The organism is Streptomyces sp. MMG1121 (genome assembly GCF_001280015.1).
Taxonomy (GTDB): Bacteria; Actinomycetota; Actinomycetes; order Streptomycetales; family Streptomycetaceae; genus Streptomyces.
This window is the reverse complement of sequence record NZ_LGDV01000202.1, coordinates 120,061-129,570: the sequence shown is the minus strand read 5'-3', so window position 1 is coordinate 129,570 and position 9,510 is coordinate 120,061. Positions and strand designations below refer to the sequence as shown.

General features: G+C 71.4%; 8 protein-coding genes. 2 read left to right on the top strand and 6 right to left on the bottom strand.

Annotation, left to right across the window (positions count from 1 at the left end; translation table 11 throughout):
* On the bottom strand, positions 1 to 1,328 hold a 1,328-nt coding region (locus ADK64_RS27330; protein WP_053663038.1), incomplete at its 3' end, for a hypothetical protein.
* 149 nt (positions 1,329 to 1,477) lie between these two features.
* Here ADK64_RS27330 and ADK64_RS27325 point away from each other — a divergent pair.
* Positions 1,478 to 3,352 carry a ricin-type beta-trefoil lectin domain protein gene (locus tag ADK64_RS27325; RefSeq protein WP_053663036.1) on the top strand — a complete coding sequence of 625 codons (1,875 nt, stop codon included), beginning with the start codon at positions 1,478 to 1,480 and terminating at the stop codon, positions 3,350 to 3,352.
* A 48-nt stretch (positions 3,353 to 3,400) separates the two neighbouring features.
* Positions 3,401 to 4,000, top strand: a complete 600-nt coding sequence (locus ADK64_RS27320; RefSeq protein ID WP_053663034.1) for a GOLPH3/VPS74 family protein — start codon at positions 3,401 to 3,403, stop codon at positions 3,998 to 4,000.
* Between the two features lie 140 nt (positions 4,001 to 4,140).
* Here ADK64_RS27320 and ADK64_RS27315 read toward each other — a convergent pair whose 3' ends face one another.
* The 5 genes from ADK64_RS27315 to ADK64_RS27295 all read right to left on the bottom strand — a co-directional run bounded on the left by ADK64_RS27315 (position 4,141) and on the right by ADK64_RS27295 (position 9,501).
* Complete coding sequence (locus tag ADK64_RS27315) at positions 4,141 to 4,566, bottom strand: VOC family protein (RefSeq protein ID WP_053663032.1); 426 nt, start codon at positions 4,564 to 4,566, stop codon at positions 4,141 to 4,143.
* 13 nt (positions 4,567 to 4,579) lie between these two features.
* Positions 4,580 to 6,190, bottom strand: a complete 1,611-nt coding sequence (gene cimA, locus ADK64_RS27310; RefSeq protein ID WP_053663030.1) for a citramalate synthase — start codon at positions 6,188 to 6,190, stop codon at positions 4,580 to 4,582.
* A 285-nt stretch (positions 6,191 to 6,475) separates the two neighbouring features.
* Positions 6,476 to 7,786, bottom strand: coding sequence for an MFS transporter (locus ADK64_RS27305; RefSeq protein WP_053663028.1), 1,311 nt, complete (start codon positions 7,784 to 7,786; stop codon positions 6,476 to 6,478).
* Positions 7,787 to 7,838: 52 nt separating this feature from the next.
* Positions 7,839 to 8,444, bottom strand: coding sequence for a TetR/AcrR family transcriptional regulator (locus tag ADK64_RS27300; RefSeq protein ID WP_053663026.1), 606 nt, complete (start codon positions 8,442 to 8,444; stop codon positions 7,839 to 7,841).
* 19 nt (positions 8,445 to 8,463) lie between these two features.
* On the bottom strand, positions 8,464 to 9,501 hold the full coding sequence (locus ADK64_RS27295) for an agmatine deiminase family protein (RefSeq protein ID WP_053663024.1): 1,038 nt from the start codon (positions 9,499 to 9,501) through the stop codon (positions 8,464 to 8,466).
* Between the last annotated feature and the right edge of the window lie 9 nt (positions 9,502 to 9,510).

The following is a 9,510-nucleotide window of genomic DNA, read 5'->3' as shown; positions in this document are numbered from 1 at the left end:
CCGTCGAACCCCCCGCCGTCCCCGAACCCGCCCCCGAAGTCCCCGGGGTCGAAGTCCGTGCCGGAGACGTCGCCGCCCTGGAAGCCGCCGTCGTGGCCGGAGCCGAAGTCGCCGTACCCGCTGCCGTAGTCGGCCGCGTACGACGGGGTGGCCATCACGCCGCCGAGGAGCGTGCCGACGAGCAGGCCGGGCAGGATGCCGCCGCCGAAGTAGCCGCCCGCCCAGGGCCCGTAGGCCGGGCCCGCGTCCCAGTAGGGGCGGCGGCCGTACTCCGTGTCGACCTCGCGGATCACCGGGTCGCGGCCGTCGGCCAGCCGGGTGGCGTCGGCCGCGCAGACCGGGACCTGGCGCGGGGCGCCGCCGGGCGGGGTCCAGGTGGCGTCGGCGACCGAGGGGCCGTGGCGCGGGTCGAAGAAGCAGGGCGGCCGGCGCTCGGGCAGCGGGCTGCCCTGGCGGCGGGCGGCGAGCTGGGCGAGGCAGAAGCGCCCGTCCTCCAGGGCCTCGGTCACCGTGCGGACGTCCTCCGGCCGCCGCGCCTCGGCCATGCGCTGCTTGGCGGTCTCGTAGGCGTCCAGGGCGCGTTCGTAGTCGGCGCGCATCGCGTCGTCGGCACCGGGCTGCGCCGGGTGGAAGTCGAGGCGGTCCAACTCCTCGCCGAAGGCGGTGATGTCCTCGTCGACGACCACCCGCAGCCGGTCGAGGGCGGCCCGCTGCTCCTCCTCCCGCTGCCGCCGGTTGCGCCGGACCAGCCCGTACGCGCCCGCGCCGGCGGCCACCAGCACCGCGCCCGTGACGATGACCGCCGTACGGGACACGCCGCCGCCGGAGGAGGACGAGCCGCCCCAGCTCTTGGGGGCGTGGCCGCCGATCGTGGGCAGGGCGCGGTCGGTGAAGTCGGTGAGCTGGGCCTTGGCCGGTTCGCCCTGGACGCTCGTCACCAGGTTCTGCCGGGCCGTGGCCGACATGACGGAGGAGTCGGCGCGGGCGTCGAAGCGGTCGCCCAGGCGGATGCCGTACAGACCGGTGACGCCGGTGGCCGCGCGCAGGTTCGCGAACAGCCCGGCCGTCGGATAGCCGGCCGGGAGCACCGCGATGAACAGCGGTCTGTTCGCGTCCTTGATCTGTTTCGCGAGCGCGTCGGCGTCCGCCTTCGGCAGCTGGGACGCGGCCGCCGGGTCGACGTAGACCGGGCTCGTGCGCAGCGATCGGGCGATCGTGGAGATGCTCGTGTCCGCGCTCGCCCGGGGCACGAACGGGGTCGCCAGGACCAGGGCGAGGACGGCCAGCAGCAGGGCGGGCAGGCTGCGGATCCGCGGGACGGCCTTCATGGTTCGAAGCTACCTGAATCACCAGGAAACCGGGCATACGCCCGGACCGGCAAGCGGGGCCACACTTGGTATAGACCTCCCCGGCCCCTCATGGTTCACTCATGACTTAGCTCACACCATGAGTTAACTCTCCAGAAGGGCGACGCACCATGAGGAGAACCCGGAGAACCCCCCGCGTGGTCCGGCTGCTGCTGGCCGGACTGCTCTCCGCCGCCGGCGTCACCACAGCCGTACCCCCCGCGCACGCGGCCGGTGAGCAGGTCACGGCCTGGCTCACCACCACCGACGACTCGGGCGGCCGGCATGTCGTACGGGGCCTCGAGGCGCAGGCGCCGTTCGCGTTCCAGTCCGGGACGGGCGGCAGCGGCGAGAACATCACCGTGGACGAGAACACCCGCTACCAGACCTTCACCGGCGGCGGCGCGTCCTTCACCGACACCGCCGCCTGGCTGATGAACAGCAGCGGGGCGCTGTCCCAGGCGACCCGGGACGCGACCATGCGCAAGCTGTTCTCGCCGACGGACGGCATCGGGCTGTCGTTCCTGCGCAACCCGATGGGCGCCTCGGACCTCGCCCGCTACGGGTACACCTACGACGACGTGCCGGCCGGACAGACGGATCCGTCGTTGTCGAAGTTCTCGATCGCGCACGACCAGGCCGACGTCGTACCGCTCACCAAGCAGGCGCTCCAGCTGAACCCGTCCCTCACGGTGATGGCCTCGCCGTGGACGGCCCCGGCCTGGATGAAGGACAGCGGCTCGCTCGATGGCGGCTGGCTGAAGGCGGAGGACTACGGCGCGTACGCCTCCTACTTCGTGAAGTACCTCCAGGCCTACGAGGACCAGGGCGTCCCCGTCTCGTACGTGACCGCGCAGAACGAGCCGACCTGCTGTTCCGGCTATCCGTCGATGAGCTGGAACGCGAGCGGGCTCGACTACTTCCTCAAGAACGACCTGCTGCCGCAGCTGCAGTCGGCGGGGCTGTCGACGAAGGTCCTGGCCCACGACTGGAACTGGGACACCTACGACTCCTACGCCGCCCAGTCCGTGGACGACGCCGCGATCCGCACCCACCCCAACTTCGGCGGGATCGCCTGGCACGGCTACGGCGGTGACGTCACCGAGCAGAGCACCGTGCACGACCAGTACCCCGCGCTGGACGCCTTCGCCACCGAGCACTCCGGCGGCACCTGGATCGCCGACCAGCAGCACGAGGACATGTCGAACATCATCGACTACACGCGCAACTGGGCGAAGTCGGTGACCAAGTGGTCGCTGGCCGTGGACCAGAACATGGGCCCGCACAACGGCGGTTGCGGCACCTGCACCGGGCTGGTCACCGTGCACGACGGCGACGGGCAGAGCGGGACGGTGGACTACACGGTCGAGTACTACGACATGGGCCAGCTGACCAAGTTCGTCCGGCCGGGCGCCCAGCGGATCGCCTCGACGGCGTCCACCACGGTGCCGAACGTGGCCTGGCGCAACCCGGACGGCAGCAAGGCGCTGATCGCGTACAACGGCTCCTCCTCGGCACAGACGGTGACCATCGACTGGGGTTCCCAGCACGCCACTTACTCACTGCCCGGCAAGACCTCGGCGACCTTCACCTGGTCCGGCACCCAGTCCGGCGGCGGCAGCCGGTCCGGCTCCTTCACCGGTCTGGCCGGCAAGTGCCTTGACGTGGCGGGCGGTTCGACGGCCGACGGAACGGCCGTGCAGCTCTACGACTGCAACGGCAGCGCCGCCCAGCGGTGGACGGTGGCGGCCGACGGGTCGGTGCAGGCGCTCGGCAAGTGCCTCGACGTGACGTCGGGATCGACGGCGGACGGGGCGAAGGCGCAGTTGTACGGCTGCAACGGCAGCGGCGCGCAACGGTGGTCGTACAACGCCTCGACCGGTGACGTCGTCAATACCGCGGCGGACAAGTGCCTCGACGTCACGGACAACTCCTCGGCGAACGGGGCACGGGCGCAGATCTGGTCGTGCACCGGGGCCGCCAACCAGAAATGGACCCTGCGGTAGACGGGTCATGACCGAGCGGGCGGCCGGTGGGTGGGGGACGATGACGGTATGACCACACCGCAGGATCTGTTCCTCGTCAGCCTGGACGTGCCCGGCGAGTACCCCGTCGAGCAGGGCGACCTGTCACTGGCCCTCGCCGGCGCCGAACTGGTCGACCTGCTCGGCGCGCGGGCGCTCACCCTGGACGGTGATCGTGTCGTGCCCGGTCCCGCGCTGACCACGGGCGACCGGATGCTGGACGAGGCCGGGGCGGCGCTCGTGCGGCAGGAGCCGTACGAGCCGGTCGAGGACTGGCTGTGGCGCCGGGGGCGCGGACTGGCCGCCGCCTACCGTGACGGGCTGGAGTCCGCCGGGCAGCTCGCCGGCAGGCGCCGGCACTGGCTGCCTGGGCGCGGCGGTGACGGGACCCCGGCCGACACCCCGGCCCGGCAGCACGCGGCCGACCGTTGGTGGTCCCGCGAACCGGTCCTCGCCGGCCTCGCGGCCGCCGTGGGCATCGAGGACGAGCGGCCGGCGGAGGCACCCGACGACGAGGCCGTCGTCACCGTCCTGGTGGCGGTCGGCGACGCGGTGGCCGAGCTGAACGCGGTCCGCGAGCGGCGGCGGATCGAGAACGCGGCCTTCGACAACATCTGGCGGGCGCCCTAGAGGGCCGGTCTCACCCTTGCCGTCGGACCGGCCCGCGGCGTCCGGTGCCGTGCATCGCACGGCGGAGGGTCGTTCCCGTACGGGGCGTACTCGGGCGTGCCCGGCGGGAAGGGGCGGACAGGTCCCGGCCGGGCAGCGTCTCAGTGGATCGGCTGGCCGATGCCGAGCAGATTGCCCTCGCTGTCGCGGAACCACGCCCCGCGCTCGCCGCGTGCGCCCTTGCTCGGGTAGTTGCCCTCGATGTCGGCGATGCCGTCCCGGGTGCGCAGGCCGGGCAGGTCGACGTCCTCGAAGACCACGCCCCGGCGTTTCAGCTCGGCCACGGCCGCCTCCAGGTCGGGCACCTCGAAGGCCATCTGGGTGAAGGTGCCGGGCGAGGTTCCCGCCGACTGGAACACGACGAAGTCCACGCCCTGGCAGCGGTACAGCAGCCCGCCGGGGCGTTCGTCCACGGGTTCCAGGCCGAGCGTGCCGGCGTAGAAGCGCCGGGCCCGGTCGAGGTCGCCGGCGGGCAGCCGGGTGGCGACACGGGCCCCGGCGAGCGGGCCGCTCTCGTGTGAGGTCATGCCTCCACTGTGCCTACGCGGCCGGCACCACGCCCGCCCGCAGCAGGCCGTACGTGTACGCGTCCTCCAGCGCCTGCCAGGAGGCGGCGATGACGTTCTCCGCCACGCCGACCGTGGACCACTCGCCGCTGCCGTCGGAGGTGGCGATCAGCACCCGGGTCGTGGACTGGGTGCCGTGCTTGCCCTCCAGGATGCGGACCTTGTAGTCGACCAGCTCCAGCGCGGCGAGCTGCGGGTAGATCTTCTCCAGGGCCACGCGCAGGGCGCGGTCGAGGGCGTTGACCGGGCCGTTGCCCTCCGCCGTGGCGACGATCCGCTCGCTCTTGGCCCACAGCTTGACCGTGGCCTCGTTGGCGTGGGTACCGTCGGGGCGGTCCTCGACGATGGCCCGCCAGGACTCGACGTCGAAGTACTTCAGCGGGCGACCCTCGACCTCGGCGCGCAGCAGGAGTTCGAAGGAGGCGTCGGCGGCCTCGTAGGTGTAGCCCTCGAGCTCGCGCTCCTTGACGCGCTCGACCACCCGGCCGACCAGTTCGCGGTCGCCGCCGAGGTCGATGCCGAGCTCCTTGCCCTTCAGCTCGATGGAGGCGCGGCCCGCCATGTCGGAGACCAGCATCCGCATGGTGTTGCCGACCAGCTCGGGGGCGATGTGCTGGTACAGGTCCGGGTCGACCTTGATCGCGGAGGCGTGCAGGCCGGCCTTGTGGGCGAAGGCGGAGACACCGACGTAGGGCTGGTGGGTGGAGGGGGTGAGGTTGACGACCTCGGCGATGGCGTGCGAGATCCGGGTCGTCTCGCGGAGCTTGCCCTCGGGCAGCACCTTCTTGCCGTACTTCAGCTCCAGGGCCGCGACGACCGGGAAGAGGTTGGCGTTGCCGACGCGCTCGCCGTAGCCGTTCGCCGTGCACTGCACCTGGGTGGCGCCCGCGTCGACGGCGGCGAGGGTGTTGGCGACCGCGCAGCCGGTGTCGTCCTGGGCGTGGATGCCGAGCCGGGCGCCGGTGTCGGCGAGGACCGTGGCGACGACCGCGTGGACCTGGGCGGGCAGCATGCCGCCGTTCGTGTCGCACAGGACGACGACGTCGGCGCCGGCCTCGGCGGCGGCGCGGACCACGGCCTTGGCGTACTCGGGGTTGGCGCGGTAGCCGTCGAAGAAGTGCTCGCAGTCGACGAACACCCGGCGGCCCTGGTCCTTCAGGTACGAGACGGTGTCGCGGACCATCTCCAGGTTCTCGTCCAGGGTGGTGCGCAGCGCCAGTTCCACATGCCGGTCGTGCGATTTGGCGACCAGCGTGATCACCGGGGCGCCGGATTCCAGCAGGGCGTTGACCTGGGGGTCCTCGGCGGCCTTGGCGCCGGCGCGGCGGGTGGCGCCGAAGGCGACGAGCTGGGCGTGCTGGAAGTCGATCTCGGCCCGGGCCCGCGCGAAGAACTCGGTGTCCCGGGGGTTCGCGCCGGGCCAGCCGCCCTCGATGAAGCCCACGCCGAAGTCGTCCAGGTGCCGTGCGATGGCGAGCTTGTCCGCGACGGTGAGGTTGATGCCCTCGCGCTGCGCGCCGTCGCGCAGGGTGGTGTCGAAGACGTGGAACGAGTCGTCGAGCTCGCTGGTTGCCGTCTCGGTCATGGTCTCAAGGCTCCTGTTGTGGATCTTCGGTCTTACCGGAATGACCGGCTCCACCGTCCCTGCAATACTCCCGCGCGCTCCGCTCCCGGCTGTAGGTGGGCCGGAAAACGAAAAAACCCCTCGCGGGTGCGAGAGGTCTGCGCGCGGGTCGAGGACGACGGTGGCCACCCGCACCTGGTCGTACGAGGTGGTCACTGCGGACCGGCGCGCCTGCTGCCCATAATCATGGCGAACGAGAGCACGGGGGAAGTCTGGCACAGCCCCGCCCCCGGCTCACCGTCCGTCTCAGGATGCGGTCGTCAGATTGGACTCCCCGGACCCGGCGGCGGCCTTCACCCGGGCCAGGTCCAGATCCTTCGTCTCGCGCATGGTGGCGTACACCACCAGGGATACGGCGGCGCAGCCGGCCACGTACCAGGAGAAGCCGGACTCGATGCCGGCGTTCTTGAACCACAGCGCGACGTATTCCGCCGTACCGCCGAACAGGGCATTGGCGATGGCGTACGGCAGGGCCACGCCGAGGGCGCGAATGCCGGTCGGGAACAGCTCGGCCTTCACGCAGGCGTTGATCGAGGTGTAGCCGGTGACGACGATCAGCGCGAGCAGGGCGAGGCCGAGGGCCGACCAGTAGCCGTCGGCGTGTCGCAGCAGGGTCATGATCGGCACGGTGAGGAAGGTGGAGCCGACGGCGAACGTGATCAGCAGCGGGCGGCGGCCGATCCGGTCGGAGAGGCGGCCCGCGAGCGGCTGGAGGGCGGCGAAGACGATCAGCGCGGTGAAGGAGACGAGCGTGGCCGTCTGCTTGGACAGCCCGGCCGAGTTGGACAGGTACTTGGTCAGATACGTGGTGTACGTGTAGTAGGCCACCGTGCCGCCCATGGTCAGGGCGATGACCAGGAACGCCTCCCGCTTGTGCTGCCACAGGGCGCGCAGCGTGCCGCGCTCCCCGGCGTGCGAGTCGTCCTCCTCGTACACCTCGGTCTCCAGCATGTTGCGGCGCAGATAGAAGATGACCGCCGCGCCGAGCGCGCCGACGACGAACGGGATGCGCCAGCCGTAACTGTGCAGCGCGCTGTCGGACATGGTGCGCTGGAGGATGATCTGCAGCCCGAGGCCGACGATCTGGCCCGCGGTCATGGAGACGTACTGGAAGCTGGAGGCGAAGCCGCGGTTCTCCGGGGCCGAGGCCTCCGTCAGATAGGTGGCGCTGGCCGCGTACTCGCCGCCGACCGACAGTCCCTGCAGCAGGCGGGCGACGAGCAGGACGAACGCGCCGCCGTAGCCGGCGACGGCGTAGGTCGGGGCCACGGCGATCAGCACGGCCGAGGCCGACATGAGCGTGACGGTCAGTGTCAGTGCCGCCTTACGGCCTTTGCGGTCACCGACCCGGCCCAGCAGCCAGCCGCCCACGGGACGCATGAAGAAGCCGACGGCGAAGATGCCCGCGGTGTTCATGAGCTGGGCGGTGGGATTGCCGCTCGGGAAGAACGCGCCCGCGAAGTAGGTGGCGAAGCTCGCGTACACGAACCAGTCGAACCACTCGACCATGTTGCCCGCCGAGCCGACCCAGATCTTCTTCCAGTGTTGTCGTCCCATGCGCCGTTACCTGCCCGGCGACGGAGTGAACGATTCCTTTACCTGACGAACGCTACGGAGTCAGCAGGGTGTCCGCGATGAACTCCCGTACGTGCGCGAGTACTTGCTCCCGATCGGTGCCTCTCAGTCCGATCGCCACGTGGATGGAGAACCCGTCGAGCAGCGCACGCAACCGTGCGGCGAACCGGTCCGCGTCCACCCGTCGGAACTCCCCCCGCGAGATGCCCTCGGCGATCAGCGCGACCAGGTCGCGATGCCAGGCGCCCTCGATGGCCGCCTGCCGGACACGCGCGTCGTCGTCGGCGTTCTGCGAGCGGTTCCAGACCTCCAGCCACAGGGTCCAGTGCGGATCGCGGTGCCCGTCGGGGACGTACAGGTCGACATAGGCGGACAGGCGCTCGCGTGCGGTTCCGGGCCGGGTGAGCAGGCGGCCGCGCTCGGTGCCGAGGCGGCCCTCGCTCCACTCCAGGGCCTGGAGCAGCAGCTCGTCCTTGGAGCGGAAGTAGTAGAGCAGATGTCCGCTGCTCATCCCGACCTCGCGGCCGAGCGCCGCCATGGTGAGCTTCTCCAGACCGCGCTCGGCGATCATGTCCATGGCGACGGCGAGGACCTCCTCGCGCGGCGGCGCGTTCTTCCGCGTCCGTGCCGCACCGGCCATCTGTGACTCTCCTACATGCTCAGACCTTCGGCTGCTGCTGGGTGATGCAGTGGATGCCGCCCCCACCCGCAAAGATCGTACGCGCGTCCACCAGGGTGACCGTCCGCTCGGGGAACAGGCGGCGGAAGATCCCGGCGGCGATCTCGTCGCGCGGGTCGTCGAAGCCGCACAGCACGACGCCGCCGTTGCAGAGGTAGTGGTTGATGTAGGAGTAGTCGGCCCAGTGGCCGTCGGCCTCCAGCACGGTCGGCGCGGGCACCTCCACGACCTCCAGGGCGCGGCCGCGCGCGTCGGTCGCCGACTTCAGGAGACCGATGACCTCCTTGGTGACCTCGAAGTCGGGGTGGGCCGGGTCCGGCTGGTGGTGGGCGACGACCACGCCGGGCCGGGCGAAGGCGGCGACGATGTCGACGTGGCCGAGGGTGCCGAAGCCGTAGGGCGGGTAGTCGCCGGTCAGGCCGCGCGGCAGCCAGATCGCCTTTTCGGTGCCGAGGTGGGCGTGGATCTCGGCCTCGACCTCCGCCCTGGTCCACTGCGGGTTGCGCTCGGGGCCGAGCTGCACGGTCTCGGTGAGCAGCACGGTGCCCTCGCCGTCCACGTGGATGGCGCCGCCCTCGTTGACCAGCTTCGAGGCGTACGTCTTCGCACCCGCGAGGTCGCAGACGTACGCGGCGATCTTCGAGTCGTGCTCCCAGCGGGCCCAGTCCTGGGCACCCCAGCCGTTGAACGTCCAGTCCACGGCGGCCAGTTCGCCCTTGCCGTTGGTGAGGAAGGTGGGGCCGATGTCCCGCATCCAGGCGTCGTCGAGCTCACGCTCGACCGTGTCGACGTCCGGGCCGAGCAGCGCCTGCGCCTCGGCGGACTGGCCGGGGCCGCAGACCACGGTCACGGGCTCGAAGCGGCGCACGGCGCGGGCGACCGAGGCCCAGGCGGCGCGCGAGGCGGCCAGGTCCTCGGGGTCGTCGAAGGTGGGGTTGGGGCCCGGCCACGCCATCCAGGTGCGCTCGTGCGGGGTCCACTCGGCGGGCATGCGGAAGCCGTCGGCGGCAGCAGACATGGGTGATCC

Bases quoted from the DNA above. Each gene is read 5' to 3' on its own strand.
- ADK64_RS27325 (WP_053663036.1), top strand. From the start codon at position 1,478: ATGAGGAGAACCCGGAGAACCCCCCGCGTGGTCCGGCTGCTGCTGGCC.
- ADK64_RS27320 (WP_053663034.1), top strand. From the start codon at position 3,401: ATGACCACACCGCAGGATCTGTTCCTCGTCAGCCTGGACGTGCCCGGC.
- ADK64_RS27315 (WP_053663032.1), bottom strand. From the start codon at position 4,566: ATGACCTCACACGAGAGCGGCCCGCTCGCCGGGGCCCGTGTCGCCACC.
- cimA (WP_053663030.1), bottom strand. From the start codon at position 6,190: ATGACCGAGACGGCAACCAGCGAGCTCGACGACTCGTTCCACGTCTTC.
- ADK64_RS27305 (WP_053663028.1), bottom strand. From the start codon at position 7,786: ATGGGACGACAACACTGGAAGAAGATCTGGGTCGGCTCGGCGGGCAAC.
- ADK64_RS27300 (WP_053663026.1), bottom strand. From the start codon at position 8,444: ATGGCCGGTGCGGCACGGACGCGGAAGAACGCGCCGCCGCGCGAGGAG.
- ADK64_RS27295 (WP_053663024.1), bottom strand. From the start codon at position 9,501: ATGTCTGCTGCCGCCGACGGCTTCCGCATGCCCGCCGAGTGGACCCCG.